Annotated in this window: 16 protein-coding genes, 1 tRNA gene and 1 pseudogene; 10 read left to right on the forward strand and 8 right to left on the reverse strand. The window is 68.2% G+C overall.

All coding sequences use genetic code 11. The annotated features are described in order from the left end of the window. Positions 1–714 (forward strand): deoxyribose-phosphate aldolase, encoded by a 714-nt coding sequence (gene deoC / locus B4L26_RS04815; protein ID WP_290716476.1) that lies wholly within the window; start codon positions 1–3, stop codon positions 712–714. Beyond that, complete coding sequence (locus tag B4L26_RS04820) at positions 711–1187, forward strand: SRPBCC domain-containing protein (protein WP_290716478.1); 477 nt, start codon at positions 711–713, stop codon at positions 1185–1187. Before deoC ends, B4L26_RS04820 begins: the two co-directional genes overlap by 4 nt. Here the strand turns inward: B4L26_RS04820 and B4L26_RS04825 are convergent. Then, complete coding sequence (locus tag B4L26_RS04825) at positions 1184–1936, reverse strand: SDR family NAD(P)-dependent oxidoreductase (RefSeq protein ID WP_290716482.1); 753 nt, start codon at positions 1934–1936, stop codon at positions 1184–1186. The genes B4L26_RS04820 and B4L26_RS04825 overlap by 4 nt on opposite strands. A 106-nt stretch (positions 1937–2042) precedes the next feature. Between B4L26_RS04825 and B4L26_RS04830 the strand changes: the two genes are divergently transcribed. Further along, positions 2043–3230 (forward strand): ROK family transcriptional regulator, encoded by a 1188-nt coding sequence (locus tag B4L26_RS04830; protein ID WP_290716485.1) that lies wholly within the window; start codon positions 2043–2045, stop codon positions 3228–3230. Here the strand turns inward: B4L26_RS04830 and otsB are convergent. The 5 genes from otsB to B4L26_RS04855 all read right to left on the reverse strand — a co-directional run bounded on the left by otsB (position 3227) and on the right by B4L26_RS04855 (position 6115). After that, the gene (otsB, locus tag B4L26_RS04835) at positions 3227–4018 is read right to left on the reverse strand and encodes a trehalose-phosphatase (RefSeq protein WP_290716487.1); all 792 of its coding nucleotides are present in this window, start codon (positions 4016–4018) and stop codon (positions 3227–3229) included. The two genes, B4L26_RS04830 and otsB, sit on opposite strands and share 4 nt — an antisense overlap. Further along, complete coding sequence (locus B4L26_RS04840; RefSeq protein ID WP_290716490.1) at positions 4015–5451, reverse strand: alpha,alpha-trehalose-phosphate synthase (UDP-forming); 1437 nt, start codon at positions 5449–5451, stop codon at positions 4015–4017. Before B4L26_RS04840 ends, otsB begins: the two co-directional genes overlap by 4 nt. 6 nt (positions 5452–5457) lie before the next feature. Then, on the reverse strand, positions 5458–5619 hold the full coding sequence (locus B4L26_RS04845) for a hypothetical protein (protein ID WP_290716493.1): 162 nt from the start codon (positions 5617–5619) through the stop codon (positions 5458–5460). A gap of 79 nt (positions 5620–5698) precedes the next feature. Continuing rightward, positions 5699–5998, reverse strand: a complete 300-nt coding sequence (locus B4L26_RS04850) for an HNH endonuclease (protein ID WP_290716496.1) — start codon at positions 5996–5998, stop codon at positions 5699–5701. Positions 5999–6038: 40 nt separating this feature from the next. Then, positions 6039–6115 (reverse strand) — tRNA-Thr (locus B4L26_RS04855). 88 nt (positions 6116–6203) lie between these two features. Here B4L26_RS04855 and B4L26_RS04860 point away from each other — a divergent pair. The 6 genes from B4L26_RS04860 (at position 6204) to B4L26_RS04885 (ending at position 11830) form a co-directional block, all read left to right on the forward strand. Beyond that, positions 6204–6968 carry an alpha/beta fold hydrolase gene (locus tag B4L26_RS04860; RefSeq protein ID WP_290716499.1) on the forward strand — a complete coding sequence of 255 codons (765 nt, stop codon included), beginning with the start codon at positions 6204–6206 and terminating at the stop codon, positions 6966–6968. Between the two features lie 86 nt (positions 6969–7054). Then, the gene (locus tag B4L26_RS04865; RefSeq protein ID WP_409563547.1) at positions 7055–7900 is read left to right on the forward strand and encodes a formylglycine-generating enzyme family protein; all 846 of its coding nucleotides are present in this window, start codon (positions 7055–7057) and stop codon (positions 7898–7900) included. A gap of 105 nt (positions 7901–8005) precedes the next feature. After that, a complete protein-coding gene (locus tag B4L26_RS04870; protein WP_290716505.1) occupies positions 8006–8404 on the forward strand; it encodes a RidA family protein in 399 nt (132 codons plus the stop codon). 4 nt (positions 8405–8408) lie between these two features. Next, positions 8409–9599 carry a winged helix DNA-binding domain-containing protein gene (locus B4L26_RS04875; protein WP_290716507.1) on the forward strand — a complete coding sequence of 397 codons (1191 nt, stop codon included), beginning with the start codon at positions 8409–8411 and terminating at the stop codon, positions 9597–9599. A 74-nt stretch (positions 9600–9673) separates the two neighbouring features. Then, positions 9674–10375 (forward strand): response regulator transcription factor, encoded by a 702-nt coding sequence (locus tag B4L26_RS04880; protein ID WP_290716510.1) that lies wholly within the window; start codon positions 9674–9676, stop codon positions 10373–10375. Positions 10376–10384: 9 nt separating this feature from the next. Next, the gene (locus B4L26_RS04885) at positions 10385–11830 is read left to right on the forward strand and encodes a sensor histidine kinase (RefSeq protein ID WP_290716513.1); all 1446 of its coding nucleotides are present in this window, start codon (positions 10385–10387) and stop codon (positions 11828–11830) included. On the opposite strand, the gene B4L26_RS04890 is transcribed toward B4L26_RS04885, so the two are convergent. Further along, a complete protein-coding gene (locus tag B4L26_RS04890; protein WP_290716515.1) occupies positions 11809–12933 on the reverse strand; it encodes an NDMA-dependent alcohol dehydrogenase in 1125 nt (374 codons plus the stop codon). The genes B4L26_RS04885 and B4L26_RS04890 overlap by 22 nt on opposite strands. A gap of 116 nt (positions 12934–13049) precedes the next feature. Between B4L26_RS04890 and B4L26_RS04895 the strand changes: the two genes are divergently transcribed. Continuing rightward, entirely contained in the window at positions 13050–13475 is a 426-nt protein-coding gene (locus B4L26_RS04895; RefSeq protein ID WP_290716517.1) for an HIT family protein, read from the forward strand. Positions 13476–13493: 18 nt separating this feature from the next. Here B4L26_RS04895 and B4L26_RS04900 read toward each other — a convergent pair. Next, positions 13494–14004, reverse strand: a pseudogene (locus B4L26_RS04900) (ATP-dependent DNA helicase RecQ); the annotation flags it as partial.

Below are 14004 nucleotides of genomic sequence, written 5' to 3' on the forward strand. Positions count from 1 at the left end.
ATGACCGAACACGACCTCACCCGTGAGCGCGTCGCCCGCATGATCGACCACACGTTGCTCGCACCGGAAGCGACACGCGCCGACGCGGAGGCCGCAGTGCTCCAGGCGGCCGAACTGGACGTCTTCGCCGTGTGCCTGTCGCCGTCGATGTTGCCCATTGCAACGGGGGATCGGCAGCGTCTGGCCGTCGTGGCCGGCTTCCCGTCGGGCAAGCATCACGCGCTGATCAAGGCGGCCGAGGCCCGGATGGCCGTCGACACGGGTGCGCAGGAGATCGACATGGTCATCGATATCGGGGCGGCGGTCGACGGCCGGTTCGACGAGGTGTTCGCTGAGGTGCTCACCGTCGCCCAGGCGGTCTCTGAGAACGTCCTGTTGAAGGTCATCGTCGAGTCGGCGGTCCTGCTGCGTGATGCCGGGCCCGACACCCTGCAGCGCGTGTGCGAGCAAGCAGTGGCAGCCGGGGCCGGAATGGTCAAGACCTCCACCGGATTCCACCCGGCGGGCGGGGCGAGTGTCGAGGCGGTCCGCCTCATGGCCGACGCCGTCGGCGGCTCGGCGGGCGTGAAGGCCAGCGGCGGAATCCGCGATGCGCGGTTCGCTGCAGAACTCATCGAAGCCGGTGCGACGCGACTCGGACTGTCGCAGACAGCGGCCGTGCTCGACGGCTTCGGGCCTGCCGCGCCCCCCGACGGCGCTAGTCTGAGCGCGTGAGCTTCGTCCTCGAGCATTCGGTGGAGATCGCCGCGCCGGCGGCGACGGTCTGGGCAGTGTTGACCGACTTCGACGCTTACGGCCAGTGGAACCCGTTCGTCCCGCACGCATCGTGCACCCTTGAGCCGGGGACGCCGATCGATATGCAGGTGCGCCTGCGCGGTGACAACCTGCGACGGCAGCGCGAGTTCGTCAACAGCGTCACTCCCGGGCGTTCCTTCAGCTACTCGATGAAGCCGGCACCGTTGGGCCTGCTGCGCAGCGTGCGGGAGCAGACGGTCCTCCCGTCGGGGCCCGGGACCAGCCACTACGCATCGCATTTCCAGATCGACGGCGCTCTGACGCCGGTCGTCAGCACATTGCTCGGCAAAGACATGCGGCGTGGATTCGACGACATGGCCGCGGCACTCAAACAGCGCGCCGAGGAGATTTCCGGCGGAACCAAACACCAGCCAGCGCCGCGGCGCCGCTAGCCCGTCTTGATGTTTCGCCGCGCATTGGCTTGATCGCGCGGCTTGATGACGATCTCGTCCAGGTTCACGTGCGGCGGGCGTGACGCGACGAAGGAGATGACCTCGGCGACATCGTCGGCCACCAGCGGAGTGAGTCCGGCGTAGACGGCATCCGCGCGCTCCTGATCGCCGTCGAAGCGGACCACGGAGAACTCGGTCTCCACCATCCCGGGCAGGATCTCGGTGAGCCGGACCGGCTGGCCGAGCAATTCCAGGCGCAGCGTCCGGTGCAGCAGGGCCTGTGCGTGCTTGGCCGAGGTGTACCCGGCGCCGTTGTCGTAGGGCTCCAGGGCGGCGATGGAGGTGACGGTGACGATGAGCCCGTCACCGGAGGCGATCAGCGCGGGCAGCAGCGCCTTGGTCATCCGGAGGGTGCCCAGTACGTTGGTCTCCCACATCCAGCGCCAGTCCTCCTCGACGGCCTCGGCGACCGTCGCGAGACCCTTGGCGCCACCGGCGTTGTTGACCAGCACATCGACACGGTCGAGGCCGGCTACGAAGGCAGCGATCGAGTCGGTGTCGGTGACGTCGAGGGCGCGGCCGATGCCGCCGATCTCCTCGGCGAGCGCGGCGATCCGGTCCAGGCGTCGGGCACCGACGACGACGAGATAGCCGTCAGCGGCCAGTGTCCTGGCGGTGGCCTCGCCGATACCGGAACTGGCGCCGGTGACGACGGCGACACGGCGGGCGGAGTCGGAGGATGCGCTCATGGTTTCGGTCTATGCCATTGAGACAGTGCTGCGCAAGTCGGGCGGGTTGCGCCCACGGTGGCCGCTATGGGCCCGGCGGCGCCGGTGCGCTGCTATGTTCACGGCCATGGGCTCTGGCACACCGAGCACCGCCGGTGTGGTGCCGGCGGCGCTGCGCGTCGGCAGCACACCGTCGTCGGTGGTCTTCGCACGCCTGCGTGCCGCGGGCCCGGTGACTCGCGACCGCCTCGCCGACCACCCGGATCTGTCGACGGCGACGGTGAACCGCCAGTTGCATGCGCTGGTCGACGCGGGTCTGATCGTCGAGCGTCCCGACCTCGTCGACGGCGGCGGGATCGGTCGGCCCAAGGTGCCGCTTGCGTTGAACCGCGACGGTCTGGCGGTCGCGGCGATGCACATCGGTGCGCGACGAACGCTGCTCGCGATTGCCGACCTCTCCGGGCGAACGCTGCACAGTCACGCGGTGCTGACGCCCATCGGCGACGCTGACGAGGCGATCGGCGAGCTTGCCGAGGCGTTGCGCGAATTGGTCGGCCGCTTCTCCGGTCGCAGGTTCCTGTGGGCGGGCGTCGCGGTGGGCGGCAACGTCGACGAGATGAGCGGCACCGTCGACCATCCGGTGCGCGGATGGCGCGGCGCGGCGGTGGGGGCGATCGTGCACGACGCGCTGGGCCTGCCGGTATCGGTGTGCGAGCACGTGCAGGCGATGGCTGCCGCCGAACTGGTGTTGGGCGCCCTCGGTGGTGACGAGGTACGGGGCCGGACGTCGATCTACTGGTATGCGCGCGAGACGGTCGGGATGGCGCTCACCGTCGACGGTCAGGTGCAGGTCCCGAATTCGGGTGCCGGTACGGTCGCGCACATACCGGTCTGTGCACCGCTGTTCGCGTCGCCACAGTCACCCGGACCGACTGTCGGGTTGCAGCGCGTCATCGGCACCACCGTGCTGGGTGAGGCGGTCTGGCGGGCGGGATTCGACGACGATGGGCCCGACGCCGCGAGGCTGCGCGGTCAACTGGTCGACGAACGAGCCCGGGCCCTTGGCGAGGCGATCGCGACTATCGCCGACGTCCTCAACCCCGACGCCGTCATCGTCGCCGGGGATGCGTTCGCCGATCACCCGCGCGGGCTGGCCCCGGTGCAGGCGGCGTTCGACGCCGCGCGCCACCTCCCGCAGCGGCTGGAACTGACGCCGACGCGATTCGGTCTCGGCGTGCAGGAGGCCGCCGCGGTGGTCGTCGCGCTGTCGGTGATCTACGCCGACCCCATTGGGTCGCTGATCGGGCGGGCCTAGGAGCCGGTGCGTGCCGCCGCAAGAACGCGCAGGACCTCGCCGACGAGCTCGGGGCCAGTGATGCGGTAGCGCGCCACGGTGTCACCGTCGCCGACTTTGATGCTCACGTCGTTCCCGTCTTGCAGGTGCGTGAAGGCGTGCTCGTCGGTGACGTCGTCGCCGAGGTAGCAGACCCCGTCGGCGTTCGTCTGTGCGCGCAGCACGTCGAGGGCGTGACCCTTGCCGGTCTCGATGACCGCGAGCTCCAGCACGGCCTTGCCCTCGGTGGCGTGCACCCCGGGCAGTGCGGCGGGTCCGCCGCGGGCCAGTTCCAGCGCTTCCTCCGCATCGGTGGCGGTGGCGACGTTGCGCACGTGCAGCACGGTCGACGCGGGTTTCGTCTCCACCATGGCGCCGGGGAACCGCGCTGCGATGGCGTCGAGCTGCGCCTGCAGCCGGGCCAGCAGCTCCTTCTCCTCGTCGGTGATTCCCGACGAGAAGTCGTCGTCGAACTCGGTGCCGTGGCTGCCGATCAGGGTGAGGTCGTCGACTCCGGCGACTTCGGAGAGGGCGACGAGACCGGCGAGGTCGGTGCGGGCGCGCCCGGAGACCACCGCCGTCGTCGTATCCGGTGCCGCAGTCAACTCGACGAGTGCGGCGAGTGCGCGCGGGTCGGCCCGGGCGTCGGCGGGGTGGGAGACGATCGGCGCCAGGCATCCGTCGAAATCGGAAGCGACGACGATCCGGGGCAGGGTCGCGAAAGCGTGCAGGGCGGCGCCCAAGTCGTCAGGGAGACCGGATCCGCTCATTTCTTGCCGGTGTTGCGCAACGTGTCGAGGAAGCTCTTCGCCCACTTCTCGACGTCGTGGGTGAGGACCTGGCGACGTAGCGCGCGCATGCGGGCCCGGCCTTCGTCACGGCTTTGGTTGACGGCCGCCTCGATGGCGTTCTTGACGCCCTCCATGTCGTAGGGGTTCGCCTGGTATGCAGCGGTCAGTTCAGCCGCGGCACCGGTGAACTCGGAGAGCACGAGCGCACCGCCGAGGTCGCTGCGGCAGGCGACGTACTCCTTGGCGACGAGGTTCATCCCGTCGCGCAGCGGGGTCACCAGCATGACGTCGGCGGCCACAAAGAACGAGACCAGCTCGTCGCGCGGCATCGGCCGGTTGAGGTATTCGACGACCGGTCGGCCCACCTGCGCGTATGCGCCGTTGATGTGGCCGACGAGCTGCTCGATCTCCGAGCGCATCGCCACATACGAGTCGACGCGTTCGCGGCTGGGCGTGGCCAACTGCACCAGTACGGTCTCGGCCGGGTCGAGCCGGTTCTCCTCGAGCAGTTCCGCGAGTGCTTTGAGGCGGACGTCGATACCTTTGGTGTAGTCCAGACGGTCGGCGCCGAGGAGGATCGTCTTGGGGTTGCCGAGCTCCTTGCGGATCTCCCGGGCACGCTTGCGGATTGCCTTGGACTTCGCCGCCGCATCGATCTCGCCGGAGGCGATGGAGATGGGAAAGGCGCCGACGGTGACGACGCGGTCGTGCAGGTCGACCGAGCCGAATTTGGACCGCACACCGACCGACCGTCGTGAGGCATTGTGGCCGCCAAGCCGGTTGGCGAGGTAGAGGAAGTTCTCGGCACCGTCGGGCAGGTGGAAGCCGATAAGGTCGGCGCCCAGCAGGCCGTCGACGATCTCTGCGCGCCACGGCAGCTGCATGAACAGCTCGACGGGCGGGAAGGGGATGTGCAGGAAGAACCCGATCTTCAGGTCGGGTCGCATTTCCCGCAGCATCCGCGGGACGAGCTGGAGCTGGTAGTCCTGCACCCACACGAGTGCGCCCTCGGCGGCAACGTGCGCGGTGGCCTCGGCGAACTTCTCGTTGACGGCGACGTAGGCGTTCCACCACTCGCGGTCGTACTCCGGCTTGGCGATGACGTCGTGGTACAGCGGCCACAGCGTGCCGTTGGAGAAGCCCTCGTAGTAGTCCGCGATCTCGGAGCTACTCAGCGGCACCGAGACCAGGTCGAGTCCCTCGACCTCGGGATCCTCGTCGGAGTCGGGGACCCCCGACCATCCCACCCAGGCGCCGGCGTGGCTGCGCAGGATCGGCTCCAGTGCGGCCACCAGGCCGCCCGGGCTGGTCTTCCAGCGGACCTCACCGTCGGGCAGGACTTCCTTGTCGACGGGCAGCCGGTTGGCGACCACCACGAATTCGGCTTCCGGTACCGCTCCCATGGTGGTCATTGTGCGTCAGACAGTCTCGCCCGGTGCGATTCCCAGCATCGCCAAGAGCATCCGGCACTCGTCGGCGTCGGTCGCGTAGGCCGCGACTACTCGACGGGCCGAGGTAGCGGTCTCGTCGGCGACGGGCTCCAACTCGTCGTCGCTGAGGTCGGCGGTCTTGGGGGGCATGGCTGTCCTCTTGTTGTGCCTGGATGTTTGTGTTGATTCTACTCACCCAACAAGACGTCGGTTGGTCTGGTGGGTGACATCAATACGATCGCCCGTCGGCATACCGCTGGCGTCGCCATGCCCGTCCGCTACCGCGGTTGCGGGACTTATAGGTGGGAAGCTGCGAGTCGCAATTCGGGCACACTAGACGTAAGTTTTCTGGCCGATTGTTCGACGAATCGCCGTCGATGTGGTCAAGAACGAAGGCTAGTTCGCTTCCCTTCCACTCATTCGTGATCCCGCGACGACCATTTTCTTGCTGGCATATGTTGCTGCAGAACTTCTTCTGGTGAGGGTGGATCGACTTGCCGCCACAGCATTGGCAGCTGTTCTTCTCCATGTCCACAGGCTATCGGCGTGATCTGACACAGCGAGCTACATGGAGCCCCCTGTCGGGATCGAACCGACGACGTTCCGCTTACAAGGCGGACCCTCTAGCCAACTGAGGTAAGGGGGCGTGCGGGCCGTGGTCCGCGACGCTGATCCTATCGCGGAGCGGGGCTCCAGTACGATTCGGTCCGACTCGACGACGAGGAGGACCGCACATGTCGTCCAAGGCTCCGCTTCTGCTGCTCCACGGCGTCACCATGTCGTCGGCGGCATGGGACGAAGTCGTCCCCCTGCTCGCCGACGACTTCGACGTCATCGTTCCGACACTGCCTGGCCATCGCGGCGGCCCGAAGATGCCTGACGCGTCGTTCGAGGACCTCGTCGACTTCGTCGAGGAGATCCTCGATGGGCGGGGCTTCGAGACCGTGCACCTCGCGGGCAACTCGCTTGGTGGGTGGATCGCGCTCGAGTTGGCCCGTCGCGGGCGGGCACGCTCGGTCTGTGGGTTGTCGCCGGCCGGGTTCTGGCCGGAAGGCAGGCCCGACGCCACGGGGGTGGTGACGGCGCTTCGACGGACGCGACGGCTCGCGCAGCTGACTTCGTTCCTTGCGCCCGTCGTCGTCGCGACTGGACCGGCCCGCAAGAAGGCGATGGAGCTGGTGGCCGAACACGGCGACCGGATGAGCTCGCAGCAGGCACTGGGCGCGCTGCGCGACATGGTGGGGTGCGAGGCCGCGTCCTCACTGTTCCGAGGGACGGGCTACTGCGCGCCGATGGATCCGCTCCCATGCCCGGTGACGCTGGCGTGGTCGGGCAAAGACCGCATCTTCCCGCCCGCCCGTTACGGCCCCGTCGCGCAGGAGCGGCTTCCCGGCGCGCGCTACATCGAGCTCGCCGGCCTCGGGCACGTGCCGATGATCGACGATCCGGCCGCCACCGCTGCGGTGATTCGCGAGTCGACTCTCATCCCGCAGGGATGATCCGTGTGGTCGGTAAACCCCGTCCGTGACACCCTTGACCGGTGAGCCCAACCGAACTCGTCGAACTTCCCGGCGGCACCTTCCGCATGGGCAGCGACGCGCACTATCCCGAGGAGCGCCCGGCCCACGAGCGCACGGTCGCGCCCTTCGCCATCGAGCGCCACCCGGTGACCAACGTGCAGTTCGCCGAGTTCGTTGAAGCGACCGGCTACGTCACCGTTGCCGAGGAGGAGATCGACCCAGCCCAGTTCCCCGACGCGGATCCCGAGATCCTGGTGCCCGGAGCACTCGTCTTCACAATGACGTCCGGGCCGGTGGATCTGCGCGATTGGCGGCAGTGGTGGCGCTGGGTGCCCGGCGCCGATTGGCGCCACCCGGAAGGACCGGAATCGACGGTCGACGATCGCGCCGACCACCCCGTTGTCCAGGTCGCCTACCGCGACGCCGCCGCCTACGCGGCCTGGGCCGGTCGGCGCTTGCCGACGGAGACGGAGTGGGAGTTCGCGTCGCGCGGCGGTGCCGACGGGCTCGACTACGCGTGGGGCGGCGAACTGCACCCCGACGGGAAGGTCCTGGCCAACACCTGGCTGGGCAGCTTTCCATACGAGACGACCGGGGTCGGTGGCACCTCGCCGGTCGGGGCCTACCCGCCCAACACCTACGGCCTGGCCGACATGATCGGCAACGTGTGGGAGCGCACCTCCGATATCTACGAGCCGCGGCACTTAGTCCCGGGTCTGGGCGAGCACGTGAGTGCCGACGGACGCCCCGACCTGTTGGCGCCGACGGTTGATCCGACGGTCATGCGCGTGACCAAGGGTGGCTCCTTCATCTGTGCGCCCGAATACTGCCAGCGCTATCGCCCGGCGGCACGGTCGGCCCAATCCGACGACTCGGCCACCTCACACCTCGGGTTCCGCTGCGCGGTCTGACCCGCACCCCACCTCGTTTCGCTGATCCAGCGTCGACGGAGGATGGATTGCCGAAACGGTGGGGGATTGAGGGCTGGGCCGACGGCCGCAACATAGACTCGGACAATGCCGGTTAGCCGCGATCGATCCGAGTCCTTGCCCGACCAGGGCTTCCCGCACAGCGCCACCGTCCTGTCCGGTTCGGTGCTCTTCACCGCAGGTGTCGCCCCTATCGACGCCGACGGTGCGGTGACGCCGCCGGGTGACGTCGTCGGGCAGACCAAACAGAGCCTGGGAATCATCAAGACGATCCTCGCCGAACACGGTGCTGACATCGCCGACATCGCCAAGCTGACCGTCCACGTCGCCATGGACATGCAGGTCGACCTCACCGTCGCGTGGGATGCGGTCGTCGAGTTCTTCGACGGCGACGTCCCTCCGACCAGCGTGGTCGGTGTGACGGTGCTGCCGCTCGACGATCAGGTCGTCGAGATCGAGGCCGTCGCCGGGCTGGCCGCCGACTAATCGCGTGACCGCTCGGCCCGCGATCACCGACGAGCAGCGCCGCGCGCGCCAGTGGCACCGGCAACTGCTCGACCGCCACACGCAGCCGCCGACGGTCGCCGCGGTCGCCGATGCGCTCGTCGCGCTCCACGCCACCACCGCGTCGACGGTCTACCTGTCCACGTGGGCGCGGGCGCCCCAGCTGCGGATCGCCGACGTCGACGCGGCGCTCTATGACGATCGCACCGTCGTCAAACACCTCGGTATGCGACGCACACTGTTCGTCACCAGTCACGACGTGCTGGACGAGGTGCTGGGTGCGGTCAGTGACCGGGTGGCGGCGTCGGAGCGCACCAACATGCTGCGTGACCTGCGCCGCAGCCCTGACGTCGCTGACCCGGAGGGCTGGATCGCGCAAGCCTGCGACGCCGCGCTGGAGAAGCTGGCCACCGATGGCCCGCTGTCGACTGCACAGCTGCGCGCGCAGGTCCCGATCCTGGGCACCCCGATCGGTGAGCCGCCGGACTCCTCGTGGGGCGGACCGCTGCAGATGGGATCGCGGGTGCTGAACTATCTCGCGGCATCGGGCCAGATCGTCCGCGGACCCGATGATGGTCCCTGGTACACCTCGCGCATCACGTGGGAGCCGATGGCCCGCTGGCTGCGTCGCGCCCCGGCGGGGCACTCGCCGCACGACGGTCACCTCGGGTTGATCCAGCGGTGGCTGCGCGTCTACGGACCCGGCACCGAGACCGACATCGTGTGGTGGCTGGGCTCCACCAAGACTGCCGTGCGCAAGGCCCTGGCCGAGCTCGGCGCGATCGAGGTGGACCTCGACGACGGGCAGACCGGCTACGTGTTGCCCGACGACGTGGCGACCGATGAACCCGAGCCCGATGACGACGCCGTCATCCTGCTGCCGGAATTGGACCCGACGACGATGGGCCATAAGCACCGCGACTTCTACCTCGGCGACCTGCAGGGCCAGCTGTTCGACTCCAACGGCAACGGCGGCACCACCGCGTGGTGGCGCGGACGGGTCGTGGGCGGTTGGCGTCCCGACGGCGACAAAGGGATCGAACTCGTCCTCTGCGAGAAGGTGCCCGCGCGTGTCGAGCGCGCCCTGCGCGAGCGCGGCGAGGAACTCATCCAATGGTGCGCCCCCTCGACCGTCCCGCGCGGCATCTACCTCGGTCCGGTGCAGCGGGGCGGGTAGACCGTTGCATCGCTCCCAGCGTTCTCCCAGCTGATTGACAGGCCCACAGCGCATCAACGGTCCACACTGAGTCCATGACCTCTGCGAAGGACGCCCGCGTTCTCGTCGTCGACGACGAAGAGAACATCCGAGAGCTGCTCAGCGTGTCGCTGAAGTTCCAGGGGTACGACGTGGTGACCGCGGCAAACGGGCCCGAGGCACTCGACATCTGTCGCACCAACCGCCCCGACCTGCTGGTGCTCGACGTGATGATGCCCGGGATGGACGGATTTGGGCTGCTCAAGCGACTGCGCGACGACGGCATCGCGGCACCTGCGCTTTTCCTCTCGGCCCGCGACTCGGTGGCCGACAAGGTCAACGGTCTCACCATCGGCGGCGACGACTACGTCACCAAGCCGTTCAGCCTCGAAGAAGTCGTGGCCCGCTTGGAGGTAATGCTGCGACGGTCCGGCTTCACCGACGCGTCGCAACGCTCGACACGAATCGTCTTCTCCGACATCGAGCTCGACGACGAGACCCACGAGGTGTGGAAGAACGGCGAGTTGGTGCCGTTGTCGCCGACCGAGTTCACGTTGCTGCGCTACTTCATGGTCAATGCCGGCACCGTGTTGTCGAAGCCGCGGATTCTCGACCACGTGTGGAACTACGACTTCGGTGGTGACGTCAACGTCGTCGAGTCCTACGTCTCCTATCTGCGCCGCAAGATCGACACCGGCGAGAAGCGCCTCATCCATACGCTGCGCGGCGTCGGGTACGTCATGCGCGAACCCCGCTAGGGGTCGGGCGTGTCCCGCATCCCGCTCCGCGTGTCGCTGGTCCTGCTCTCGACGCTGCTGGTGGCAATCGGACTGACGGTCTCGGGGTTCCTGGTGAGCGGTGCGATGCGGGACGATCTGTACCGCCGGGTCGACTCCCAGCTGCGACAGGCTGTCGAGACGTGGGCACGACCCGTCGACCCCAACGTCGCCAACCAGCGGGGGCCGGCGAATGCACAGCGCCCACCGTCGCAGTACTACGTGCGGATCGCCCTGGGGGAGGGCGTCATGGTGCGCAACAACGACTCGGGCTTCGAGCCGAACGTCACGACTATCGAGGACGATCCGGCCGATCATCTGGGTCCGTTGACGGTGCCGTCGGTCGGCCATGACGGTCCGGAGTGGCGGGTCATCAAGTCGAGCAACGAGTACGGCGAGTCGATCGTCGCGATCCCGCTGACGATGTTGGAAACGACCCTCAACCGGTTGCGCCGACTGCAACTCGGCGTCGGCGGCGTCGTCGTGGCCTTGATGGGGGTGCTCAGCTATCTGTTGGTGCGGACCAGCCTGCGCCCGTTGCGCCGCGTGGAGGAGACGGCGCACGCCATCGCCGACGGCGACCTGGACGAGCGCGTCCCCGCCTCGTCGCCGCACACCGAGGTGGGGAGCCTCGCCACGTCCTTCAACAAGATGCTGGTCCAGATCCAGCACGCATTCGCCGCTACCGAGGCCTCCGAGAAGCAGGCGCGCGCTTCCGAGGAGAAGATGCGACGATTCGTCGCCGACGCCGGGCACGAGCTGCGCACGCCGTTGACGTCGATCAAGGGCTTCGCCGAGCTGTACCAGCAGGGCGCGGTCACCGACGCCGACGACGCGTTCCGTCGTGTCAACGATGAGGCGACCCGGATGAGCCTGCTGGTGTCGGACCTGCTGATGTTGGCCAATCTTGACGCCGCCCGTCCGGTGGAAATGGCACCGGTGTTGGTCGCCGATCTCGCCGTCGAAGCGGTGTTCTCGGCGCAGGCCGCGGCCCCGGACCGGGAGATGGAACTCGACCTGCCCGAGGGGGCGCTGGAGGGGGAGTCGCCGGTCGTACTGGGCGACCACCCACGGCTCATGCAGGTCCTGCGCAACCTCATCAACAACGCCGTCGCCCACACCCCGTCGTCGGCGGCGATCACCGTCAAGGTGTCGCAGAAACGCGACACCGTCCGGATGGAGGTTCGCGACGACGGTCCCGGACTGACGCCCGACGAGGCGGCACGCGTCTTCGACCGCTTCTACCGTGGCGACAGCTCACGCCACCGCGGGGTGTCCGGCGGCGGCAACGGCCTGGGGCTGTCGATCGTGTCGGCGTTGGTAGCCGCACACGGCGGGACGGTCGGCGTCGACTCGGCGCCCGGGAAGGGTGCGACGTTCTGGGTGGATCTTCCCGCAGCGCCGTCGCGACGGCCCTACCAGTCGGTCTCGTCGTAGACGATCATCCCGCGGATGTTGTTGCCCTCCAACATGTCGTCGTAGGCGCGGTTGATGTCTTCGAGCCGGTAGGTCTGCGTGACCAGGTCGGCGAGGTTGAGCAAACCGGCCCGGTACTCGTTGAGCAGCTTGGGTACCTGGGTGCGGGGACCGGCACCGCCGAAGATGGCGCCCTGCAGCTTCTTCTGCAGCAGCGTCATCTCGAACAGATTGAGTTGGACGTCCATGGCCTGGAAATCACCCATGCCGACGACGATGGTCTGTCCGCCCTTGGCGACCATGGCCATCGCGGGGGCGATGTGCTCACCCTTGATCTCGCCGACGGTGAGGATGACGGTGTTCGCGTTCACTCCCCAGGTCAGTTCTCCGACTGCCGGTATGGCCGCTTCCATGCTGTCGAAGGTGTGCGTCGCCCCGAGCTTCTCGGCCATATCGCGCTTGAACTTCACCGGGTCGACGGCGATCACATAGCGCGCGCCGGCCGCCTTGGCGCCCTGCACGGCGTTGATGCCCACACCGCCGATACCGACGACTACGACGGTGTCGCCGGGACGGGTCCCGCCGATCTCGGTGGCCGATCCCCATCCCGTCGCGACACCGCAACCGAGGAGCGCAGCCTCTTTGAGGGGGATGTCGTCCTCGATTTTCACCAGCGATGCCTGGTTGACCGTGATGTAGGGGGAGAAGGTGCCGAGAAGGCACATCTGGGTGAGCCCCTGGCCGTTCAGCGTCACACGATGGGTCTTGTCCGAGATGGACAGACCGGTGAGCAGGCCCGCCCCCTCGTCGCAGATGTTCTGCGCGCCGCGCGAACACGGGCCACACACCCCGCACGCGGGGATGAACGCGGTAACGACGTGGTCGCCCTCGGCGAAACGGGTCACACCGGGACCGACTTTGACCACGATGCCGGCGCCCTCGTGACCGCCGACCACCGGCATCGGGGCGGGGCTCTGCCCGGTCCGCAAGTGGTGGTCGGAGTGGCACAGGCCCGAACTGGCCAGGCGAACCTGCACCTCGCCTTCCACCGGATCACCGAGATCGACTTCCTCGATCTTCCATTCTTCGTTTACACCGTGGAGTATTGCCGCCTTGGTTTTCATACTTCGAGTTTGCTCCCCCATCCGGTGTCGTAGGGCCGGTTCACGGCAAGTCGTGGAAGGCCCTTCCACCCCGTGTGTGATTGACATCGGCGGCGATGTCGGTTGCCATTGTGGCCATGGCTTCAGTCTTCTCGATGATCATCAAAGGCGATCTGCCCGGACGTTTCGTGTGGCGCGACGAGCAGGCCGTCGTGTTCCTCACGATCAACCCGATCACCCCGGGCCACGTCCTGGTGGTGCCCGTCGAGGAGGTCGATCACTGGGAGGCGATTGAGCACGGCCTGTTCGACCACCTCACCGATGTGGCCCGCACCCTCGGTCAGGCCTTGAAGGCCGGTTTCGACGCCCCGCGCGCCGGCCTCATGATTGCCGGCCTCGAGGTACCGCACCTGCACTTGCACGTGTTCCCGGCGTACACGCTCGAGGACTTCTCCTTCGCCAAGGCCGACCCGGATCCGGATCCCGCGGCACTCGATGCGGCAGCCGAGACGATCCGTCAGACCCTTCGTGACATGGGGCACGGGGAGTACGTCCCCGAATAGATGGTCCGGACAGTGCCCTCAGACGCTGCGGTGGATCACCAGCGGCAGGACCGCTGAGGCGCCCGCCTCACGCAGCGCAGCGGCAGCGATGGTGACCGGCCAGCCAGACCGGGTCTCGTCGACGACGAGCAGCACCGCCCCCGACGGCGGTTCGTCGGCCGGCACTGTAATCGCGTCGCGCCAGTACGCGGCCTCGGTCGCCGAGTTGGCGTCATCGGGGGCGCCGCCCGGGCGCACCGCCATCGTCGCGCCGGTCCGCTGGCCGATACGGCGGAGCGCGTCCGCGAGATCGGGGGCCAGCGTGTTGCCAGTCAACTGCAGCGACCAGATCTGATCGGGGCGGATACCCGATTCGCGGCCCCAGGGGCCCAGGACCGCGACGGCGGCCTGGGTCAGGTCGTCGAGCGCGGCGGCATCGCCACGCTGCGCCGCCGTGAGGGTCTCGGTCCACTCCGGCGCGTCGGCGTGGGCGAGGACCCGCCCGGGTTGGGCCATCTCATCGGGCGGGATCCGTCCCCGGCGACCGAAG

The organism is Gordonia sp. UBA7599, assembly GCA_002477755.1.
In the GTDB taxonomy this organism is placed as follows: Bacteria; Actinomycetota; Actinomycetes; order Mycobacteriales; family Mycobacteriaceae; genus Gordonia.